General features: G+C 64.0%; 20 protein-coding genes and 2 tRNA genes. 16 read left to right on the plus strand and 6 right to left on the minus strand.

Features of this window, described 5'->3' with window-relative positions; all coding sequences use genetic code 11:
- Positions 1 to 2: 2 nt before the first annotated feature.
- From KTR60_RS15225 to KTR60_RS15235, 3 genes are read right to left on the minus strand one after another with little or no spacing between them, the layout of a single operon-like run.
- The gene (locus tag KTR60_RS15225) at positions 3 to 602 is read right to left on the minus strand and encodes a DUF3090 domain-containing protein (protein ID WP_003946200.1); all 600 of its coding nucleotides are present in this window, start codon (positions 600 to 602) and stop codon (positions 3 to 5) included.
- Positions 603 to 657: 55 nt separating this feature from the next.
- Positions 658 to 1,353, minus strand: coding sequence for a histidine phosphatase family protein (locus KTR60_RS15230; RefSeq protein WP_003946173.1), 696 nt, complete (start codon positions 1,351 to 1,353; stop codon positions 658 to 660).
- A gap of 58 nt (positions 1,354 to 1,411) precedes the next feature.
- A complete protein-coding gene (locus KTR60_RS15235) occupies positions 1,412 to 2,257 on the minus strand; it encodes an undecaprenyl-diphosphate phosphatase (protein ID WP_030537531.1) in 846 nt (281 codons plus the stop codon).
- A 228-nt stretch (positions 2,258 to 2,485) separates the two neighbouring features.
- On the opposite strand from KTR60_RS15235, the gene KTR60_RS15240 reads away from it, so the two are divergent.
- The 5 genes from KTR60_RS15240 to KTR60_RS15260 all read left to right on the plus strand — a co-directional run bounded on the left by KTR60_RS15240 (position 2,486) and on the right by KTR60_RS15260 (position 7,222).
- On the plus strand, positions 2,486 to 3,421 hold the full coding sequence (locus tag KTR60_RS15240) for an aldo/keto reductase (protein ID WP_003946175.1): 936 nt from the start codon (positions 2,486 to 2,488) through the stop codon (positions 3,419 to 3,421).
- A 92-nt stretch (positions 3,422 to 3,513) separates the two neighbouring features.
- The gene (locus KTR60_RS15245; protein ID WP_003946162.1) at positions 3,514 to 4,200 is read left to right on the plus strand and encodes a heme oxygenase (biliverdin-producing); all 687 of its coding nucleotides are present in this window, start codon (positions 3,514 to 3,516) and stop codon (positions 4,198 to 4,200) included.
- Entirely contained in the window at positions 4,197 to 5,204 is a 1,008-nt protein-coding gene (locus tag KTR60_RS15250; RefSeq protein WP_042450998.1) for a heme/hemin ABC transporter substrate-binding protein, read from the plus strand. Before KTR60_RS15245 ends, KTR60_RS15250 begins: the two co-directional genes overlap by 4 nt.
- A 63-nt stretch (positions 5,205 to 5,267) precedes the next feature.
- Entirely contained in the window at positions 5,268 to 6,362 is a 1,095-nt protein-coding gene (locus KTR60_RS15255) for a FecCD family ABC transporter permease (RefSeq protein WP_050655282.1), read from the plus strand.
- Positions 6,359 to 7,222: a heme ABC transporter ATP-binding protein gene (locus KTR60_RS15260; RefSeq protein ID WP_007733386.1), complete on the plus strand. Its 864-nt coding sequence runs from the start codon at positions 6,359 to 6,361 to the stop codon at positions 7,220 to 7,222. Before KTR60_RS15255 ends, KTR60_RS15260 begins: the two co-directional genes overlap by 4 nt.
- Here the strand turns inward: KTR60_RS15260 and KTR60_RS15265 are convergent.
- Complete coding sequence (locus KTR60_RS15265; RefSeq protein WP_228401004.1) at positions 7,203 to 7,619, minus strand: hypothetical protein; 417 nt, start codon at positions 7,617 to 7,619, stop codon at positions 7,203 to 7,205. The two genes, KTR60_RS15260 and KTR60_RS15265, sit on opposite strands and share 20 nt — an antisense overlap.
- Before the next feature lie 183 nt (positions 7,620 to 7,802).
- Between KTR60_RS15265 and KTR60_RS15270 the strand changes: the two genes are divergently transcribed.
- The 3 genes from KTR60_RS15270 (at position 7,803) to KTR60_RS15280 (ending at position 10,222) form a co-directional block, all read left to right on the plus strand.
- Positions 7,803 to 8,828, plus strand: coding sequence for a hypothetical protein (locus KTR60_RS15270; RefSeq protein WP_064444622.1), 1,026 nt, complete (start codon positions 7,803 to 7,805; stop codon positions 8,826 to 8,828).
- A complete protein-coding gene (locus KTR60_RS15275; RefSeq protein WP_003946171.1) occupies positions 8,828 to 9,076 on the plus strand; it encodes a DUF5703 family protein in 249 nt (82 codons plus the stop codon). The genes KTR60_RS15270 and KTR60_RS15275 overlap by 1 nt, the downstream gene beginning before the upstream one ends.
- 75 nt (positions 9,077 to 9,151) lie before the next feature.
- Complete coding sequence (locus KTR60_RS15280; RefSeq protein ID WP_003946149.1) at positions 9,152 to 10,222, plus strand: quinone-dependent dihydroorotate dehydrogenase; 1,071 nt, start codon at positions 9,152 to 9,154, stop codon at positions 10,220 to 10,222.
- Between the two features lie 58 nt (positions 10,223 to 10,280).
- Here KTR60_RS15280 and KTR60_RS15285 read toward each other — a convergent pair whose 3' ends face one another.
- Positions 10,281 to 10,817 carry a YbhB/YbcL family Raf kinase inhibitor-like protein gene (locus KTR60_RS15285; RefSeq protein ID WP_054827756.1) on the minus strand — a complete coding sequence of 179 codons (537 nt, stop codon included), beginning with the start codon at positions 10,815 to 10,817 and terminating at the stop codon, positions 10,281 to 10,283.
- A gap of 65 nt (positions 10,818 to 10,882) precedes the next feature.
- The gene (locus KTR60_RS15290; RefSeq protein WP_003946170.1) at positions 10,883 to 12,235 is read right to left on the minus strand and encodes a M20/M25/M40 family metallo-hydrolase; all 1,353 of its coding nucleotides are present in this window, start codon (positions 12,233 to 12,235) and stop codon (positions 10,883 to 10,885) included.
- 118 nt (positions 12,236 to 12,353) lie between these two features.
- Here KTR60_RS15290 and KTR60_RS15295 point away from each other — a divergent pair.
- From KTR60_RS15295 to KTR60_RS15330, 8 genes are all read left to right on the plus strand, one after another.
- Positions 12,354 to 12,439, plus strand: a tRNA-Leu gene (locus KTR60_RS15295).
- A gap of 162 nt (positions 12,440 to 12,601) precedes the next feature.
- A tRNA-Leu gene (locus KTR60_RS15300) sits at positions 12,602 to 12,687 on the plus strand.
- Positions 12,688 to 12,795: 108 nt separating this feature from the next.
- Positions 12,796 to 14,337 carry an SDR family NAD(P)-dependent oxidoreductase gene (locus tag KTR60_RS15305; RefSeq protein ID WP_030537525.1) on the plus strand — a complete coding sequence of 514 codons (1,542 nt, stop codon included), beginning with the start codon at positions 12,796 to 12,798 and terminating at the stop codon, positions 14,335 to 14,337.
- Between the two features lie 156 nt (positions 14,338 to 14,493).
- On the plus strand, positions 14,494 to 14,925 hold the full coding sequence (locus KTR60_RS15310) for a universal stress protein (RefSeq protein WP_003946198.1): 432 nt from the start codon (positions 14,494 to 14,496) through the stop codon (positions 14,923 to 14,925).
- A 44-nt stretch (positions 14,926 to 14,969) separates the two neighbouring features.
- Positions 14,970 to 16,220 carry a saccharopine dehydrogenase family protein gene (locus tag KTR60_RS15315; protein ID WP_042924714.1) on the plus strand — a complete coding sequence of 417 codons (1,251 nt, stop codon included), beginning with the start codon at positions 14,970 to 14,972 and terminating at the stop codon, positions 16,218 to 16,220.
- 152 nt (positions 16,221 to 16,372) lie between these two features.
- Positions 16,373 to 18,556: a malate synthase G gene (locus tag KTR60_RS15320; RefSeq protein ID WP_065455769.1), complete on the plus strand. Its 2,184-nt coding sequence runs from the start codon at positions 16,373 to 16,375 to the stop codon at positions 18,554 to 18,556.
- A gap of 159 nt (positions 18,557 to 18,715) precedes the next feature.
- On the plus strand, positions 18,716 to 20,410 hold the full coding sequence (locus KTR60_RS15325; protein WP_228401005.1) for a VWA domain-containing protein: 1,695 nt from the start codon (positions 18,716 to 18,718) through the stop codon (positions 20,408 to 20,410).
- Entirely contained in the window at positions 20,410 to 21,558 is a 1,149-nt protein-coding gene (locus KTR60_RS15330; protein WP_054187381.1) for a metallophosphoesterase, read from the plus strand. Before KTR60_RS15325 ends, KTR60_RS15330 begins: the two co-directional genes overlap by 1 nt.
- Positions 21,559 to 21,571: the final 13 nt, after the last annotated feature.

The following is a 21,571-nucleotide window of genomic DNA, read 5'->3' on the forward strand; positions in this document are numbered from 1 at the left end:
CGTCAGACCTCGTCGTCGTCTGCGTCGTCGATCGCGAAACCGAAGGACTCGCCGCGTCGGTACCCATTGGTGCGGATGCAGACGTGCCCCTCGGGCGCCAACGGTTCACCACACAGCGGGCACGGCGCGCGTCCCGCCGCGATGACGCGTTCGGACCGCAGCGAAAACTCGCGCGCTTGCTCCGGAGTCAGGAACACACGGACTGCGTCCGGACCGTCGTCAGCGTCGTCGAGGACCACCGATTCGTCGAACTCCGTCTCGCTGACGGCAAGCAGCTCCACGACGACCGCCCCGGCATCGGCGTCCCAACCGAGCCCCATCGTGCCGACCCGGAACTCCGCGTCGAGTGGTGTGACCAGCGGGCTGAGATCGGAGACGTCGTCGGCTTGGGGCGGAACCTCGGTTCCGAAGCGTCGGTGTACCTCTTCGAGGAGTAGGCCCATGCGATCGGCGAGGACCTGAACCTGCTGCTTCTCGAGCAGCACACTCACCACCCGTGATTCGTGCACGGCCTGGAGATAGAAAGACCTGTCACCGGGTTCGCCCACCGTTCCTGCGACAAATCGGTCAGGAGTGCGAAATACGTGAATCGCGCGCGACATTGCACCTCCTCGAGTTCGAGCAGAACATCACTGAATACCCATTATCCGTCACAGGTCACGCACCGACCTCTCCGCCGGGGACGGACTCCTGCGCGGGAGCCGAACCGTTGGTCGCGGCCTTCGCTGCACCGATCGCGGCGAGTACGTCTCCGGTGTCGTTGACGCGAAGAACGAACGGCAGTGTCGCCGTGTAGCGAATCACACTGACCGAGGCGGGCTCGGCGACGATGCGCTGGAACGAATCGAGGTGCATCGCAAACGCGTCGGCGAGAACCGATTTGATGACGTCACCGTGCGTGCACGCGATCCAGACGACGTCCTTGCCGTGTTCTTCGGCCAGTCGTGCGTCGTGCTCTCGGATCGCGGCAACGGCTCGCGCCTGTACCTGGGCCAGCCCTTCACCGCCGGGAAACACTGCACCGGAAGCGTGGCGCTGCACCACTTTCCAGAGCGGTTCTTCCAAGAGTTCCTTGAGCGGGCGACCCGTCCAGTCGCCGTAATCGACCTCGATGAGGCGATCCTCGACCACCGGCGTCAGACCACGGTCGACGGCAATGGGGCCGACCGTCTGCTCACACCGCAACAGCGGCGAGCGGACGATCTCCGCGATGTCCAGACCGACCAGCCGATCGACGACGCCTTCGGCCTGTTTCCGGCCGTGGTCGTCGAGTTCCACACCCGGCGTTCGACCGGCCAGGGTATGGGCAGTGTTGGACGTCGACCGCCCGTGCCGCAGTAGGACAACTGTCATTCCACAACCCTAATGGGGCGGTGGCCGCACGGACGGGTGGTCGACGTCGAAACGGGCCCTATGTCGCGGACACGACCCCTGTGGCCAGCAACGCAAGGACGACTACGCCGAGAGCGATTCTGTATCCGACGAACCAGTACATGGAGTGATCGACAACAAATCGAAGCAGCCAGGCGATCGCTGCGTAACCGACCGCGAAGGCGATGACGGTTGCCACCAGCAACTGCGGACCGCTCGCGTTCAGACCCTCACCAGCCGGCTCGAAGGCATCCGGGAGGCTGAACAAACCGGAGGCGAGAACTGCCGGAATCGCCAACAGGAACGAGTAACGGGCTGCGGCCTCACGGGTGAGCCCGAGGAAAAGGCCGGCACTGATCGTGCCACCCGAACGTGAGACACCCGGGATGAGCGCGAGCGCCTGAGCCGAACCCATGATGATGCCGTCGCGCGCTGTGAGCGATTCGATCGGGCGCGTCTTGCGTCCGTAGTACTCGGCAGCAGCGATGACGAGCGCGAACACGATCAGCATCGTGGCAATCAGCCACAGATTGCGTGCGCCGGTACGGATCTGGTCTTTGAAGAAGAACCCGAGGATGCCGACCGGGATGGTGCCGATGATGACATACCAGCCCATCCGGTAATCGAGATCACCCCGGTGCTCGGCATTGAACACACCTCGGAACCAGGCAGTGATGATCCTCACGATGTCGCGTGCGAAGTAGATCAGGACCGCCAACTCGGTGCCGAGCTGCGTCACCGCGGTGAACGACGCGCCGGCGTCACTGCCGAAGAATATCTCCGACACGATTCGCAAATGTCCGGAAGACGAGATGGGCAGGAACTCGGTCAAGCCCTGCACGAGGCCCAGGATCACGGCCTGGAGCCAGGTCATCGCTTCGCCCATCACTCACCGATCCCGGCTGATTCGAATGGGGTTACTGCACACAGGTTTCGTGTGTCGGGTTCACGTTTCACCGGCGCCACGCTACCGGGGCCCACGGCGCCGCGCCGCGCCCGGCACGTCCGTGTCCGAATACCCCGACTCGAGGCGAGCGCCTACTAGTCTGCACGTGGTGAGATCTCTCGGGTGCCGCACTTGCGCACACGAGTCGGGCGCGAGATGCAGGCGGTTATGAAGCACAGATCTGTCGGAACGAGCGGACTTCGGGTCTCGCGACTTGGGCTCGGCACACTGACATGGGGACGCGACACGGACGGCGACGAGGCTGCTGCGCAGCTACTCGCGTTCGCCGAGGCCGGCGGAACCCTGGTCGACACCTCGCCCGCCTACGGCGCCGGTGCGGCGCAACGAATCCTCGCCGAGTTGCTCGACGACGTCGTTCCACGTGACGAACTCATCATCAGCTCGAGCGCCGGCATCGACCCCACACCGATCGGCACCGACCGCGTCGACTGCTCGCGGCGCGGATTGCTCCGCCAGCTCGACGCGACTCTTCGTGAACTCGGAACCGACTTCCTCGACATGTGGCAGGTCGCAACCTGGGATCCGCTCACGCCCGTCGACGAGGTTGCAGCAACCCTCGACTACGCCGTCTCGAGCGGCAAGGTGCGGTACGTCGGAGTGCGCGGCTACCTCGGCTGGCAGCTCGCGACGGCCGTAGGAGCCGGTGGCGCAACAACACTCGCCGCGACGCAGGCCGAGTACTCGTTGCTCGCACGCGGCGTCGAGGAAGAATTGTTCGCAGCGGCGGCCCATCACGGCGTCGGAGTGTTCGCCGCAGTGCCCCTCGCGGGCGGTGTGCTGACCGGCAAGTACCGCGACGGCATTCCCGTCGATTCCCGCGGCGCCGACGAAGCACATTCGCAGGATGTGCAGAGCTATCTGACCGATTCCTCGATCCGGGTGGTCGACGCAGTCGTTACCGCTGCCGACGGTCTGGGTACTTCCCCACTGGCGGTGGCACTGGCCTGGGCGCGCGATCGCGCCGGGGTGGCCAGCGCCGTCGTCGGCACGCGTGATCTCGCCCAGTTGACAGGAGTACTGGCAACCGAAGAATTGGAACTTCCGAAAGCGATTGCCGCGGCTCTCGACGATGTGAGCGCTTGATCTGTCCCGCTGATCGAAATACCGGAGGTATCGCGTTGGCGAGGGCAGGCTAACCTAGTAGGCAACGCTTGACTACAGCCTCAGGAGAATCAATGACCACGCTCGACGTAGACAGCCTTTCCGCAGACGCAGGCCCAGCCTTCTCCGAACGAATCAAGACCGAGACGGACGCAGCACACCGCGAGACGGAGCAGTCGCGATTCGTAGGCGCACTACTCGGCGGTGAGCTGACCACGGCTGGCTACGCCGCACTTCTGGGACAGACGTACCTCGTCTACACGAGCCTCGAAGAGGCCGGCCGCACACACGCCGACAACGAGTTGGTCGCCCCGTTCCTGTCCGAGGATCTGTTGCGCGTGGCTTCACTCGAGGCCGATCTCGAGTTCCTCGGCGGACCGAACTGGCGCGACGAACTCGTGGCACTGCCGGCAACCGAGCGCTACATCGCCCGCCTGAAGGAGGTGGCGTTCGACTGGCCTGCCGGCTTCGTCGCACATCACTACCTTCGGTACATGGGCGATCTCTCGGGCGGACAGATCATCCGCCGGATGCTCGAACGCGCCTACGGATTCGAGACCGACGGACTTCGCTTCTACATCTTCGAAGGCATCCCCAAGCCGAAGCCTTTCAAGGACGACTACCGCTCGAATCTGGATGCACTGCAGATTCCTGCCGAGGAACAGCAGCGTTTCATCGACGAGGTGAATCTGGCATACCGCCTCAACGGCGACCTGTTCGCCGACCTCGAAGGCGACATCGAGAGCTACCTCGTCAAATGATGAAGCGCTTGGCCGCGGCGGCTCTGGTCGCAGCAGCCGGTTTCGGTCTGGTGGCTTGCGGGTCCAGCGACACTTCGACGACATCTCAGGGTGCCAGGACCGCGGTACTCGAAGATTCCAGCCCGGTTCCCGTGTCCGACAACCCGACCGCGACACTGCCCGTGACGGTGAAGAGCTTCGACGGCGTCGACGTGACCATCACCGACAACAGCCGGATCGTTGCGGCCGACCGCTACGGGACGCTCGCGACGACGACGGTGGCGCTCGGCCTCGGTGACAATCTCGTCGGCCGCGACACCGCCGCCAAGTTCCCCGCAGTCGCGGACGTGCCGGTTGTCACGGTCGGCGGCCAATCGCTCAACACCGAGGCAATTCTCGACCTCAATCCCACCGTTGTTCTCACCGACACCAGTATCGGGCCCAAGAGCGTCCAGGATCAGTTGCGCGCCGCCGGTGTTCCCGTCGTCTTCTTCGATCCGACCCGAACACTCGAGGGTGTGCCAGGACAACTCCAGGCCGTCGCCGACGCGCTCGGCGTCCCCGCCCAGGGCGCGGCGCTGGTCGATCGGACCGAATCGGAAATCGCTGGAGCTCGTGACCTGGTCCCCACCGAGGGCGATCCACTGAAAATCGCATTCCTCTACATGCGCGGATCGGCCATCACCATGATCGGCGGTGAAGGGTCCGGAGCAGATTCCTTGATCGAGGCACTCGGCGCCACCGATGCAGGAACCGCCTCGGGCATCACACAACAGTTCGTGCCCATCACCAGCGAAGCGCTCATCGCCGCAGCGCCTGACGCCCTGCTGATGATGACGGACGGATTGGCATCGATCGGCGGAATCGACGGCCTCGAAAAGGTCCCTGGCATCGCGCAGACGCCGGCTGGAAAGAACAAACGAGTAGTCGACATGGCGGACGGTGTACTGCTCAGCTTCGGGCCCAACACCGGACGCGTCATGGCGGCACTCGCCGAAGCGATCTACGAGCCCGGTGGATCGTGAGCAAAGATTCGTGAGTGCTGATTCGTGAGTACAGAGACAGGTAGTTCCGAAGCAGGTAAGACTGTGTCGGCCGAGGATTCACACGACGTCGGGGGCGCCGACAAGTCGGCGTCTGCCCCCGCGTCGCGGTCGCGGGTGAGTGCGGTTCTGGTCAGCTTGACTCTCGCCCTGGTGATCGTCGCGGTGCTGTCGGCGTGCATCGGTCAAGTTCCGACGTCGCCACTCGAGGTTTTGGGCAGCATCCTGCATCGCATCGGGCTCGACCTCGGTCCGATGCCCGCCCATCCCAGCGGTGAAGTGACTTTGTGGGAGGTTCGATTCCCCCGCGTCGTGCTCGCCATCTGTGTCGGCGCGGCGCTGGGATGTTCCGGTGCGCTCCTGCAGGGTGTGTTCTCCAATCCGCTCGCAGAACCCGGAGTGATCGGAGTGTCTGCGGGCGCGGCAGTTGGCGCGAGTGCTGTCATCGTCGTCGGGGGAACGTTCGTGGCCGGCTGGGCCGTTGCTGCGGCTGCGTTCGTCGCCGGGCTGGTCACCACCGCGGCGGTCTACCTGCTGGCTCGGCACGAAGGCCGAACGGAAGTAGTGACGTTGGTGCTGACGGGCGTCGCGATCAACGCGTTCGCCGGCGGGCTCATCGCGTTCTTCACCTTCGTCGCCAGCCCGTCCGCTCGCGATCAGATCGTGTTCTGGCAACTCGGCTCACTCAACGGCGCTTCCTGGAACGCAGTCCTGATCGTGGCGCCGATGACCGTCGTCGGGATCGCCGCGACCATGATGATCGCCCCACGTCTCGACCTGCTGGCGCTCGGTGAACACGCGGCCCGTCATCTGGGCGTCAACGTCGAACGGCTTCGCCAGTTCGCGGTACTGATCGTCGCTCTCCTGGTCTCGGCGAGTGTTGCCTTCACCGGCATCATCCTCTTCGTCGGTCTGGTCGTTCCGCACCTGATGCGCATTCTCGTCGGACCTGGCCACCGCGCGCTGATTCCGGCGAGCGCCCTCGCCGGCGCACTGGTTCTGCTTGTCGCAGATCTGGGCTCGCGGTCGCTGATCGACAACGCAGACCTGCCCCTCGGAATGCTGACCGCTCTGGTGGGCGGCCCCTTCTTCTTCTGGCTTCTCCGACGCACGCGCGCGCAACAGGGCGGGTGGGCATGAGCAGCCTCGTAAGAAACTGGCGCGAACTGTTCGGCCGCGTCACCCCCGAACCGAAGAGCCCAGCCGTCGGTGATGTCACCCTCGAGGCGCGCGACATCACAGTCGAACGCGGTGGTCGGCAGATTCTGGAAGGCGTGTCCATCGAAGTCCGGGCAGGCGAGCTAGTCGTTCTCGTCGGACCGAACGGCGCCGGTAAGTCGACTCTTCTTGCGGCGTTGGCCGGTGATCAGCCCGTCATCGCTGGGCGGGTGGACGTTGACGGCACCGACCTCACTCAGTGGTCGCCGATCGACATGGCGCGCCGACGCGCGGTGCTCCCCCAGAAACACACCATCGGATTTTCGTTCAGCGCTCGCCAGGTGGTTCGTATGGGACGTGCGCCATGGACCGGAACTCGCCGAGAAGACCGCGACGGCGCTGCTATCACCGCGGCGATGAAGACCTGCGATGTCGAGGGGTTCGCCAATCGGCCGTTCGCCGTGCTGTCCGGCGGCGAGCAAGCGCGGGTCGCGCTGGCCCGGGTACTGGCACAGGAAACGTCGACCATCCTGCTGGACGAGCCGACTGCAGCTCTCGACCTCGGACACCAGGAGGCGGTGATGTCCGTGGCGCGCGCTCGCGCTGCGGACGGCGATGCCGTCGTCGTCGTTTTGCACGACCTCGCGTTGGCAGCGGCGTACGCGGATCGGATCGTCGTGCTCGAAAACGGCCGCATCGCCGCTGACGGTCCCCCGGAATCGGTGTTGCACGAAGAGCTTCTGACCCGCGTCTACGGTTATCCGGTCGAGGTGTTCCCGCATCCGACAACCGGAGCAACGCTGGTCATCCCGCGCCGAGAATTCACCGAACAGAATCGATGATCGATCCCAGCCTGTTCAGGACGGCTCTCACCGTCGGCAGGCTGCGGCCGTCGCCCTCACGAACTCCGTCACCGGGCTGTGACCAATCAGCCTCCGTGGACAGAACTGCGTCGCGGACCACACCGGCGATGCTTCGCTCGTCGGTCAGATCGATGTCGGTCACCGATCGCTCCGCGGTGGCGACAACGTCTGCAGGGGTCGGCACACTGTGCTCGCAGTATTCGCCGTATACCTCGACGAACAGCATGCTCTTTCGTACGCGGAACGCGAAAGTTCGACCGTCGGACCTGCCGAAACCGTGTGCGTGAGCGCCGACGGTGAGGTCCTCGATCTCGAAGCCCGGCCGCGCCGGTTCGGGCGACTGCGCGCCGGAATCGGTGGGTTCTGTGGGAATCACAATGATCTCCTCGGTGATTGCAGCGTCAACCGCAACCGCTGTTCGTACGGTATCGCGTCAGGGGTGTGAGCGGAATGGTCGGTAGTTCCTCGACGCGATGAACGGCGCCCGACTGCGATCAGGGATGATCGATGACAGTCGCACTGCGTGAAGAACAGATGACAAGAAAAAGAGGAACTACACATGGCTCGCCTAGGGATCCGCACCACTGCAGCAGCAATGGGGGCGGCGGTTCTGCTGGTCACAGGATGTTCTTCCGGAGATGGCGGAGACGACCTCATCACGATCGATCCCGCAACGGCAGCGGTCTCACCGGCCACCACCAGTACCCCGGACGGCGTGGTTCACCCGTATTCAGGTCTGATCGATTCCATCACATTCGACCCGATCACGCGCAGGGCTGTAGTGGTTGCCAACGACCCCCGTTCGGTGCTGGTCGTTCCTTCGGACAGTTTGGCCGGCGCCGACCCCGCCTCTGCAGGTCGTCCAACAGCCCTGGATTCCGACGTACGCGACGTTTCGATCGGCTCTGACGGTAGCGCTCTTCTGTCGATGGATCGCCAGGTAGTGAAGCTGAATCTGACTTCGGGCGAACAGACGTCCATCCCGGTAGACGGGCAGGCGAATTCAGCGGTCGAACTCAACGACGGCCGCATCGCGATCGGCACGGACAATGGTTCAGTTCACATCGTCGACCCGAAGACCGATCAGTCACAGACGGTTTCGGGATTCGCATCCGTCGACGAACTCGCGGTCACCGGCGACAACCTGAGCGCCCTCGATCACCGTCAGACCTCGCTGACGGCGATCAACCTCGGAGACGGCAAACTCGGCGTCGCTCTCCGCGCCGGTGAGGGCGCAACTCATCTGGCCACCGATCGCTTCGGACGCATTCTGGTCACCGACACCACCGGCAACGAACTGCTCGTCTTCACTGCCGATCCGCTCCTGATGCACCAGCGCTACCCCGTCGGCGAGTCGCCGTACGCCGTTGCCTACGACGAGACCGCGGATCGGGTGTGGGTGACACTGACCGCGACCAATGAAGTGGTCGGCTTCGATCTGTCGTCCGGCATCCCCGTGGAGACCGGACGGTTCAAGACGGTGCGACAGCCGAATTCGTTGGCCGTAGACTCTTCCAACGGCAATCTGATCGTCGGATCGGCAACCGGTGACGGGCTGCAGGTCATCCCGTCACGGGAGAACTGATGGAAAAGCGTACGCGCGGGATCCCCGCGCAGTGGGAGACGTCGGACGACAAGTTCGACTATGTGCCCCTTCGACTACCGCCGAACGTTTCGCGGGTCACGGCGTCGATGCGTCTGGCGATCTCCGCCGAGTTCGGCGGATGGGAACTCTCCCGAGTCCGTCTCTACCCCGACGGCAGTCGTCGCGTGCTCCTCAAGCGAAAGAAGACACCGCTGCACGTGACCGATCCGGACGGCATTCAGCACTGATCGTCCAACAGACGACCAGGGCCCGCCGCTGTCGAAACCGCTGACAAAATCACACCATCGAAGAGCTGGAGAATCGTGTACCAACTGCTGCTGAGCCTGATGTTCCGGGTCCCACCGGAACGCATCCACCACATTGCCTTCACCGCGATGAAACTGGTGACACGGTTCGCTCCCCTTCGCTGGCTGGTCGCAAAAGTCCTTGTCGTCGACGACCCGGTTCTGCGGAGTCAGGCATTCGGTCTGACGTTCCCGGCACCTCTCGGCCTGGCCGCAGGATTCGACAAGGACGCCACCGGAGTCGACGCCTGGGGCCCGTTGGGATTCGGTTTCGCTGAGGTCGGAACAGTGACGGCCCAGGCTCAGCCCGGTAACCCCGCGCCGCGTCTCTTCCGTCTTCCGGCCGACCGCGCTCTGATCAACCGGATGGGCTTCAACAACCACGGCGCTGGTCACGCGGCGAATTTCCTGCGACAGCGCCGCGTCACGGTGCCGATCGGTGCCAACATCGGCAAGACCAAGATCGTCGAAGCCGCCGACGCCGCTGCCGACTACACCGCCAGCGCGCAGCTTCTGGGTCCGCTGGCCGACTTCATGGTCGTGAATGTCAGCTCGCCGAACACACCTGGACTCCGTGATCTGCAGGCCGTCGAATCACTGCGCCCGATCCTGCAGGCCGTGCTCGACACCGTCAGCGTGCCGGTACTGGTGAAGATCGCGCCCGACCTCTCGGACGAGGACGTCGACGCGGTCGCCGATCTGGCAATCGAACTCGGACTTGCCGGAATCGTCGCGACCAACACCACGATCCGTCGCGACGGTTTGAAGACCCCGGACGCCGAGGTAGCTGCACTCGGCGCAGGCGGGCTGTCCGGTGCACCGGTCGCCGAGCGCTCACTCGAAGTACTTCGGCGCCTGTACGCCCGAGTGGGCGACAAGATGACCATCATCTCGGTCGGCGGTATCGAGACGGCCGATCAGGCGTGGGAACGGATCCTCGCCGGCGCGACGCTGGTGCAGGGATACACCGGCTTCATCTACGGCGGACCGTTCTGGGCTCGCAGCATCCACAAGGGGATAGCCAAGCGGGTCCGCGCAGCGGGTTTCTCGTCGATCGCCCAGGCTGTGGGAGCTGAGAACCCTCGCTAGAGAGTGCTGTGCGCCTTTATTAACCGCCCGCGGTTAATAAAGGCGCACAGCATAGTGACTATTCGACCTCGAACGTCCCGGTCAGGGTTGCACGCGCAATCGCGTGATGGAACACGTTGAAACCGAGGAACGCCGGCGACGAATCAGGGGTGACTCCGTCGAGCGCCTCCACGTCGAGGGCATGCACCGCAACGATGTAGCGATGCGGACCGTGCCCGGGAGGCGGGCCTGCACCGATGAAACCGAACCCACCACCGTCGTGGCGGAGGGTGACGGTTCCGGCGGGCAGGACATCGCTGTCCGCCGCGCCGGCACCGGCGGGGAGCTCGGTGACGGAAGCGGGGATGTTCGCCACGGCCCAGTGCCAGAACCCCGACGCAGTCGGTGCGTCCGGATCGAACACCGTCACGACGAAGCTCTTCGTCTCGGCCGGAAAGCCGGACCACGAGAGCTGCGGTGAGATGTCTTCGCCACCGGGGACACCGAAGGCTCCACTGGCCTGAGCAAGCTTCAGCGGCTGGCCCGCAGTGATGTCGTCACTGGTCAGCTCGAAACTCGGCAACTTCGGCAATGGTTCGTACGGATCGTGCGCCATGCGAATCCTTTCTGTGACAAGAGAGCTCGATGTGCGTCGAGCTCACGGATCTATCTACGTGCTCGTCAGGAATTGAGCAGGAAATGTTCCAGAACACGTGTCCCGAACAGTAGTGCGTCCACCGGAACTCGCTCGTCGACGCCGTGGAACAGCGCGCTGAAATCCAGCTCGGGCGGCAACTGCAACGGCGCGAAGCCGAAGCAGCGAATGCCCAGTTTCGCGAATGCCTTCGCGTCGGTTCCGCCGGAGAGCATGTACGGAACTGTGCGAGCCTCCGGATCGTGGGCGAGGATCGCCTCGTTCATGGCGTCTACGAGGTGGCCGTCGAACGTTGTTTCGTACGAATCCAGCTTGGTGATCCACTCGCGGGTCACGTCGGGACCGATCAGTTGGTCCACCGTGCGCTCGAATTCGGCCTGCCGTCCCGGCAGCACGCGGCAGTCGAAGACCGCCTCGGCAGTCTGCGGAATGACGTTCGCCTTGTATCCGGCCTTGAGCATCGTCGGGTTCGCCGTGTCACGGAACGTCGCCCCGATGATGTTGGCGATCGTCCCCAACTTCGCGAGAGTCCCGTCGATGTCGGGTGATCCCGGATCGAAGTCCAATCCGGTCTCCTCGCCGACGGCGGTCAGGAACTCCGCGACCGAATCAGAGATCACGATCGGGAACTGGTGGGCAGCAAGCCTCGAGACCGCGCCGGCGAGTGTCGCGACCGCGTTGTCGTCGTGGAGGAAGGAGCCGTGCCCGGCGCGTCCCTTGGCAGTCAGACGCATCCAACCTAGGCCCTTTTCCGCAGTCTCCACGAGGTAGAGCCGGCGGTCGGTTCCGTCAGGCCGCGGAACCGTCAGCGAGAAACCGCCGACCTCACCCACGGCCTCGGTCACTCCCTCGAACAGATCCGGGCGGTGCTCGACCAGCCACTGGCATCCGTACTTTCCGCCAGCTTCCTCGTCCGCCACGAAGGCGAACACCAGATCACGCGGCGGTACGACGCCTTCCGCCTTGAACTGTCTGGCGAGGGCCAGGATCATCCCGACCATGTCCTTCATGTCCACGGCGCCGCGCCCCCAGACGTAACCGTCCTGGACGGTGCCGGCAAAGGGATGGACGCTCCAGTCGGCGGGCTCGGCCGGAACTACGTCGAGGTGACCGTGAAGCATCAACGCACCACGACCAGACTCGGCTCCCTTCAAACGAGCAAAGACATTTCCTCGGCCGGGTGCTCCGGACTCGACGTATTCCGTCTCGTAACCGACTTCTTGAAGCTGCGCGGCAACCCACTCCGCGCACGCACGCTCGCCTTTGGTGGTTTCGAGTTCTCCCGTGTTCGAGGTGTCGAAGCGGATGAGGGAACTGACCAGTTCGACTACTTCTGCTTCGGCTCTGCTCGGATTCGGATTATTCGGGGTTGTGGTCATTCCACTTTCCTACCATCGAATCAAACGACGCGGGCGACCGGAATGCCCCGCAACCTGGCGATTTGGGGCAGCTCACCTAATCGGATACTCTTTCCCAGCACCGAGAAATCGGGGCCGAGTCCGAGTGGCGGAATGGCAGACGCGCTAGCTTGAGGTGCTAGTGTCCTATTAACGGACGTGGGGGTTCAAGTCCCCCCTCGGACACTCGAATACAGCAAAAAGACCCCAGCCTGATCAGGCTGGGGTCTTTTTGCTGTGCGCCTTTATTAACCCCCGGCGGTTAATAAAGGCGCACAGTAGTGGGGCGATTTGGGACCTGGGGATGGCATCGGATACTCTTTCCCAGCACCGAGAAATCGGGGCCGAGTCCGAGTGGCGGAATGGCAGACGCGCTAGCTTGAGGTGCTAGTGTCCTATTAACGGACGTGGGGGTTCAAGTCCCCCCTCGGACACTCTGTGTTGAGACAGACAGGAAAAGCTCCGGTTCATCGAACCGGAGCTTTTCTCGTAATTGGCGAAGTTCCCGCACCAGGGAACAGTCCGCGCGAGCGGCGATCGAGATGGAACAGAAGTTCGAAGTGGATACAGACACCAAGAAGTCGGATGCACTGCAGGCAGATTCGCTGGAAACAGCCGATTCAGAATCTGCTCGAGCCGAACTCACCGGACTCGACCCCGCGGAACTCGAAATCTGCCTGAAGGTCCTTTCCGAAGCCGCCGAACTCGACGACGAGCATCCCGATTCGATCACCATGCAGCGCGCTGTCGGCCATCTGTTCAAGCGACTCAAGAAGAAGCGTCGCCTCGCCTCGCGCGCAGCCGTCAACGAAGCCGACCGCCGAGTGGTCGCTGCGACTGCCACCGGTTCACCCGATCGCATCGACGACGAGACCGCAGGCATTCCGATCAAGTCGAACACCGCGGGCGCTTCCGCCGGCACGCTCATCAAGGCGCGGCCGTGCTACATCTGCAAGCAGCGCTACACCGCAGTCGACGCCTTCTACCACCAACTGTGCCCCGATTGCGCTGCCACCAGCCGCAGCAAACGTGATGCCAGCACTGATCTCACCGGCCGACGCGCACTTCTGACCGGCGGCCGCGCGAAGATCGGCATGTACATCGCGTTGCGCCTGCTGCGTGACGGCGCACATCTGACCATCACGACGCGATTCCCCAACGACGCGATCCGCCGATTCAAAGCGATGGAAGACAGCAACGACTGGATTCACCGTCTGCGCATCGTCGGCATCGACCTCCGCGACCCCGCCCAGGTTGTTGCACTCGCGGATTCCGTTGCCGCACAGGGTCCACTCGACATCCTCATCAACAACGCCGCGCAAACCGTCCGACGCTCCCCCGGTGCCTACGGCGCTCTGGTCGACGCCGAGTCCGGTGCGCTTCCCGCCGGTGAACTGCCTGATGTCCTGACTTTCGGCAAGACGAGCGACGCCCACCCCGCGGCTCTGGCCGGATCGCTGTCGGACGTCGCAAGCATCACCTCCGGAAATCTGTCCGCCGACGCGGTCAGTTCACTCGCCCTCGTCGCCAAGTCGGCGTCACCCGATCGCATCGAGCAGGGCATCGCCATCGACGCGGGCGGGCTGCTGCCCGACCTCGCGCACACCAACAGCTGGGTTCAGACCGTCGAAGAGGTCGATCCGATCGAGCTTCTCGAAGTCCAGCTCTGCAACTCGGTCGCGCCCTTCATCCTCGTTTCGCGCTTGCGCCCGTCGATGGCTGCGTCCGCTGCGCGACGCAAGTACGTCGTGAACGTTTCCGCCATGGAAGGCCAGTTCAGCCGCGCGTACAAGGGCCCTGGCCACCCGCACACCAACATGGCCAAGGCAGCACTGAACATGCTGACCCGCACCAGCTCCAAGGAAATGCTCGACGACGGCATCCTCATGACCGCCGTCGACACCGGCTGGATCACCGACGAACGCCCACACTTCACCAAGATGCGGTTGGCCGACGAAGGTTTTCACGCACCACTCGACCTCGTCGACGGTGCCGCCCGCGTCTACGACCCCATCGTTCAGGGTGAACTGGGCGTCGACCTGCACGGCTGCTTCCTCAAGGACTACAAACCCTCGCCGTGGTGATCGGCAGCACGCCGCATTCGTGATGGGCAGCACCCAGCCGCCCCGATGTGGCGATCTCGTCACCCCCGAACCCCCGTGTCGAGTAGCTCATTTCAGGTAGAGCACAGCATTGCAGGCGATAATGGAGCCGACACTGCTCACCGACTCGGAGGAACCATGACGATCGCCGTCGTACACAAGGACAGCCCGGAAGGCCGTGCCGCAATCGTGGCCGCTGCACGGGAATCCGTGGGTCGAAGCGAGGAACTGCTGGTTCTGCACGTCCTGGACGACGTCAACATCGGAGGCACGGTCAACCTCGGAGACACCGAGGACGATCGGGCCGCTCTTCGCGGCGAGATCCAGTCAGCGCTCGACGCCGGTGGATTCTCGGAGACGAAGTGGGATCTGCGCACCACAGAGCACGACGGCGATCCGGTTACCGCGCTCGTCGACCTGGTCCACGACGCGGGTGTCGATCTCCTGATCGTCGGAACACGCCGGATGTCCCCCATCGGCAAGTTCCTCCTCGAACGCCCGCTGCAACGCCTGTTGCTCGAAGTCGAGGCTCCGATCCTCGTCGTCAAGGAGCCCCTCCCCGCCGAGTGACCGCGGTCACATCACTTTCGACTACTCGTTTGTAGGCTGGCTCCATGACTGGAACCTCGCCCGCCCGAGAACTCGACATCATCGTCTACGGAGCGAGCGGCTTCGTCGGTAAGCTTCTCGCCGACTACCTCGTCAAACATGCTCCCGAAGGCACGAAGATCGGCCTCGGTGGCCGCTCCCTCGAAAAGTTGGCAGCCACTCGCGCCGATCTGGGTACTGCCGCTGCCGATCTCCCCTTGATCATCGCCGACGCCGACGACGCAACCGCACTGAAGGCACTCGCCCAGCGAACCCGGGTCGTCGCCACCACGGTCGGCCCGTATGCCAAGTACGGCCACGCCCTTGTTCACGAATGCGCCTCCGCCGGAACTCATTACGTCGACCTGACCGGTGAGGTGCTGTTCCACCGCGAGAGCATCGACGACAACCATGAGCTGGCGGTCTCGACCGGTGCCAAGATCGTCCATTCCTGCGGATTCGATTCCATCCCTTCCGATCTCGGAGTTCACGTCCTGCACGAGAAGGTCGCCGCCGACGGCGCCGGCGAGCTCACCGACACCACCCTGGTGGTCACGGCCCTGCGCGGCGGCGTGAGCGGTGGCACCATCGATTCGCTTCGCAACCAAATCGACGTGTCGAAAGACGATGCGCGCCTGCGGAAACTTGCTGCCTCGCCGTACTCGCTGAGCCCCGATCGTGATCGGGAGCCCGAACTCGGACGCCAGAGCGACGTGAGCGTGGTCGACGGCAAGAAGATCGATCCGTCGTTGAAGGGGTGGAAAGCGCCGTTCGTGATGGCGTCGTACAACACACGAGTCGTCCGTCGCAGCAATGCGCTCCGAGAGTGGGCGTACGGCAAGAAGTTCAAGTACAGCGAGGTGATGAGCGTCGGCTCATCGGTGGTGTCACCGGTGATTGCGGGCGGCGTGGCGGTCGGCCTCGGCGCGCTGGTCGCCGGACTCGCTCTACCTCCGACACGTTTCCTTCTCGACAAGGTATTGCCGGCTCCCGGTGAAGGTCCGAGCGAGAGCACCCAGAAGAAGGGCCACTTCACGCTCGACGTGTTCACCACGACCACGACCGGCGCCCGATACACATCACGAGTGAAGGCGAAGGGCGACCCGGGATACAGCGCGACGGCGGTAATGCTCGGCGAATCTGCGTTGTCGTTGGCGAAGGACCAAAAGGCTCTTCCCCCGGCCACCGGCGTTTTGACTCCAGCGACAGCGCTCGGCGACGTCCTGGTCGAGCGTCTACGCGCGGCTGGTTTCGAGATTTCCGCGCGCAAACTCTAGACAGAACGAATTTCACTTGATCGTTTCAGCTCTTCGCGCCCGATTATCGCAGCTCAGGGCGCGGACAGCGGTGGGAATACTCCCAGGTAACATTGATGTTGGTTCATGGCATCCATATGTGATGCTCCGCTTTCGGAAAAGTGAGGCTATTCATGACTGAGCGCGTTCAGGTCGGCAGTCTTCAGGTTGCCAAGGTTCTCTACGACTTCGTGGTCGAGGAGGCTCTTCCCGGCACCGGTGTAGACGCCGAAACGTTCTGGGCCGGCGCCGACAAGGTCATCACCGAGCTCGCACCGAAGAACCGCGACTTGCTTGCCAAGCGTGACGATCTGCAGGCTCAGATCGATCAGTGGCATCGCGATCACGCCGGCGCTCCCATCGACGCCGCCGCGTACAAGGCGTTCCTGCAGGAAATCGGCTACCTCCTGCCGACGCCTGCCGAGTTCTCGGTCACCACCGCGAACGTCGACACCGAGATCACCTCGACGGCCGGCCCGCAGTTGGTCGTGCCGATCCTCAACGCGCGCTTCGCACTCAACGCGTCCAACGCCCGCTGGGGTTCGTTGTACGACGCGCTGTACGGCACCAACGCCATCTCCGAGGAGAACGGCGCCGAGAAGGGTTCCGGCTACAACAAGGTCCGCGGCGACAAGGTCATCGCCTGGGCGCGTGAATTCCTCGATGCGGCAGCACCTCTCGCGTCGGGATCGCATGCAGATTCAACCAAGTACGTTGTCGACGGCAGTGAACTGAAGATCACGTTGGCAGACGGTACTGTCACCACGCTCGCCCAGCCGGAGAAGTTCGTCGGCTACCTCGGCGAGAAGGACGCACCGACGAGCATCCTGCTGCTCAACAACGGATTGCACGCCGAGATCCAGATCGACGCCTCGTCCCCGATCGGCAGCACCGACGCCGCCGGCGTCAAGGACGTCGTTCTCGAATCCGCCGTCACCACGATCATGGACTTCGAGGACTCGGTCGCCGCTGTCGACGCCGACGACAAGGTTGTCGGCTACCGAAACTGGTTGGGTCTCAACCGTGGTGACCTGTCCGAGGAGATCAAGAAGGGCGCCAAGTCCTTCACCCGCACGCTCAACGGCGACCGTAAGTACACCGCAGTCGACGGCAGCGAACTCAGCCTGCACGGTCGTTCGCTCCTGTTCGTCCGCAACGTCGGCCACCTCATGACCAACCCCGCGATCCTCGACGCCGACGGCAACGAGGTCCCCGAGGGCATCCTCGACGCCTTGATCACCAGTGCCTGTGCAGTGCACGGCCTCTCGATCAGTGACGCCAACGGACCGCTCGACAACAGCCGCACCGGCTCGATCTACATCGTCAAGCCCAAGCAGCACGGTCCCGAGGAGGTTGCCTTCACCACCGAACTGTTCGGCCGTGTCGAGCAGGTCCTCGGGCTTCCGGAGAACACGCTCAAGGTCGGCATCATGGACGAGGAGCGTCGTACGACGGTCAACCTCGCCGCCTGCATCAAGGAAGCCAGCGACCGCGTCGTGTTCATCAACACCGGCTTCCTCGACCGCACCGGCGACGAGATCCACACCTCCATGGAAGCCGGCGCGATGGTGCGCAAGGCCGAGATGAAGAAGCAGAAGTGGATCGGCGCCTACGAGGACTGGAACGTCGACACCGGTCTGGCCTGCGGTCTGCAGGGCAAGGCCCAGATCGGCAAGGGCATGTGGGCCATGACCGAGTTGATGGCAGACATGCTCGAGCAGAAGATCGGTCACCCCAAGGCCGGCGCCAACACTGCATGGGTACCTTCGCCGACCGGCGCAACGCTGCACGCGACGCACTACCACCGCGTCGACGTATTCGCAGTTCAGGACAGCCTGAAGGGCAAGCCTCGCGCGAGCGTCGACGACATCCTGACCATCCCGCTCGCTCCCAGCACCGACTGGACGGACGCGGAGAAGAAGGAAGAGCTCGACAACAACTGCCAGTCCATCCTCGGCTACGTGGTCCGTTGGATCGACGCGGGCGTCGGCTGCTCCAAGGTTCCCGACATCCACGATGTCGCGCTCATGGAGGATCGCGCCACGCTGCGCATCTCGAGCCAGCTGCTCGCCAACTGGCTGCGTCACGGCATCGTCAGCGAGGGCGACGTTGTCAGTGCACTCGAGCGCATGGCCCCGGTTGTCGACCGTCAGAACGAGGGCGACGCCGAGTACCGCAACATGGCACCTGATTTCGATTCCAACATCGCGTTCCAGGCTGCCAAGGAACTCATCCTCGAAGGCGCGAAGCAGCCCAGCGGATACACGGAGCCGATCCTGCATCGCCGCCGCCGCGAGTACAAGGCCGCCAACGCCTGATTTCACCTTCTTCGAACTCGAAGCTGAACCCGAACAGCCTCGGCACCGCTCCCGGTGTCGAGGCTGTTCGCGTAGGCCCCGAAGTTTCGTCACTAGACTGGCCGAGGACACAGTCCGTTCAACAGACATTCTTCGAGTGACCAAGGTAGGGCAAGGTACGTGGGCGAACATCGCGGCGGGTCAGGCGCCAGAGGTATCAGTAAGGGGCCGATTCTCGTCGTCGTGCTGATCGTCTTGATCGTGGCAGGCTTCTTCGGATGGAAGGCCCTCAGCAACCGGATCGACGATCAGGGACAGCAGGCAGCCGGTACGTGCGTCGAGGGCAACAAGACACTCGACGTCACCGCGGATCCGTCCATAGCCCCACAGGTCGAGGAACTGGCGAAGCGGTACACCCAGACCTCGCCGGTGGTGCGTGATCACTGCATCGCCGTCGTGGTGCACGGTGCGCCGTCCGCGTCGGTCTCGACGGCACTCGAAGCCGGTCCGGCGGCCCCCTGGGATGACGCAGCATTGGGACCACGTCCCTCCCTGTGGATCCCGGCGAGTTCGTTCGAACTCGCGCCACTGTCGGGCAAGGCCGTGATCAACGGTGATCCTCGCTCGCTCGCGAGTTCCCCGATCGTTCTGGCAGCCGGTCCCGAGACCGCGGCAGCATTGGCCGGCGCAGCATCGAGTTGGAAGTCTTTGCCTTCCGATCTGACGGTCGCCCTGCCGGTCGGAAGTACCGAAACCTCGATGGCTGCACAGGCGATCGCTGCCGACGTCGCCGATGCGGGTGCCGGACCGGTCACGACGGATCAGGCGAAGTCCGCTCAGGTCAACGCTGCGCTCAGTGCACGGGCGTTGCAGTTCCAATCCTTGCCGACTCCCCCCTCGTCCACCGCCGAAGCCCTCGGAGCACTGAGCGCCGGAACACCGGATTCGGTGAAAGCCGTTCCGGCCACGGAACAGTCGATAGCGCAGAGCGCGAACGCGGCGATGACGACGTACTCCCCCGCCGGCGCAACGCCAGTCGCGGACTATCCGGCGGTCATCGTCTCGGGCAGCGGGATCGACGAAACCGCGTCGCGCGCAGCGGCACAGTTTGCCGATTTCATGCGTGAGCCGAATCAGTCACAGTTGTTCGTCGGCGCCGGTTTCCGGGTCGAGGGCCAAGACCTTCCCGATCTCGGGGCGGTGTCCCCGGCCAAGATCTCGTCCACGTTGAAACCGGCTTCGGCGGAGACCGCAGCGGCGCTCGGTGACATAGTCGCCAACCCGGTCTCGCCGCGTAGTGCCACCATCCTGATGGACACGTCGGCGTCGATGGGTACCGACGACGGTGGCACTACCCGCTTGGCGAACGTTGCCTCGGCGGTGAATACCCAATTGGGTCGCAGCCCTGACGCTTCGGACATCGGCCTTCGCGAGTTCAGCACGGGCACCGACGGAAAACCGTCCGAGCGCATCCTGGTTCCGGGCGGTTCACTGTCCGAGCCGAATCGGCGTGCCACGATCACCGATTTCCTCAACGGGCTTCGGGCCGGCGGAAAGACCTCCAAGTACCCGGCGCTTGCCAGCTCCTACAAAGCCGCCGTGGACGGTTTCGACGCGGGGCGAGTCAACTCGGTGCTGCTGATCACCTCGAGTACGCCTGACGAATCCGCCACGACGCGAGCCGAACTGCTCAGCGCGATCGCCGCTACGGGCAATCCGTCGCGTCCGGTACAGGTCGACGTGATCGTCGTCGGTGCGGGCGACGACGTCTCCACACTCCAAGACGTCTCGGATCGGACGGGCGGAACATTGGTTCGGGTCGATTCGACGTCCGACCCCGCTCTCGCGGCCGCAGTGACCAAGATGCTGTCCTGATGGGGCGCGTCGCGGTTTTTGCAGTCCTTCTCGCCCTTCTGACCTGGTTCCTGCATCGCCGACTCGTTCGCGCCACCGGCATCCCGAGGCGATGGGCTCGTCTCGCCGACACTGCGCTTGTCGTCTTGGCGGTCTCGACGCTCATCGGGGTCGGCAGCGGCGAAGTCTTTCCGACATCGTGGGCGCGACCGATCGGATTTGTCGGATGGGTCTGGCTGGCTTCGTGGCTGTATCTGATTCCCGGACTGCTCGTGATCGGCCTGTTCGCCGGGATCGGTCGACTACGTGCACGCCACACGGATACCACGACCGAAGTCGACCCAGCCAAGCGTCGTACGTTGCAGTTGGCTACGGCAGCAGTCACTCTCGCGGCGATCGGCACCGCCGGCTACGGCGTCTACGAGGCGTCGGGCCCCAAGATTTCCCGCGTCCGCGTGCCGCTCGCTCGCCTACCTGAGGGCTTCAACGGATACCGGATCGCCTTGATCACCGACCTGCACGTGGGACCGGCCCGCGGGGTCGACTTCACCCGCAAGGTGGTCGATATCGTGAACTCGCAGAATGTCGATCTGATCGCGATCGGCGGCGACCTCGTGGACGGAACCGTCGCGAAAGTTGCTCCCGATCTTGCTCCGCTCGCCGATCTTCGGGCGCCCGACGGAATCTTCGGAGTCAGCGGAAACCACGAGTTCTACGCCGACGACGGCGGCAAATGGCTCGACGTGTGGGAGACATTGGGGATCACCACACTTCGCAACAGCCGCACCTCGATCCAGCATGGCGGCGATACCATCGACATCGTGGGCATCCACGACTACACGTCGCCGGCCCCGTACGAGCCGAACCTGACTGCCGCGCTCGCAGGTCGCGATCCGAATACTTTCGCCTTGCTTCTCGCGCACGAACCGCGTCAAGCGATCGAGGCATCCGAGATGGGTATCGATCTGCAACTGTCCGGGCACACTCACGGCGGTCAGATGTGGCCGCTGCGGTATCTCGTTCCGCTGCAGCAGCCTTCGGTGCAAGGCTTGGACAGGGTCGGAAACACAGTGCTGTACACGACGCGTGGCGCCGGGGCTTGGGGTCCGCCGGTACGCGTCGGCGCCCCGCCGGAGATCACTGTTCTCGAACTCGTACACGAGAGGTGATGATCTCCGGCGG

It is taken from the genome of Rhodococcus sp. C1 (assembly GCF_020809065.1).
GTDB classification, from domain to species: domain Bacteria; phylum Actinomycetota; class Actinomycetes; order Mycobacteriales; family Mycobacteriaceae; genus Rhodococcus_F; species Rhodococcus_F qingshengii.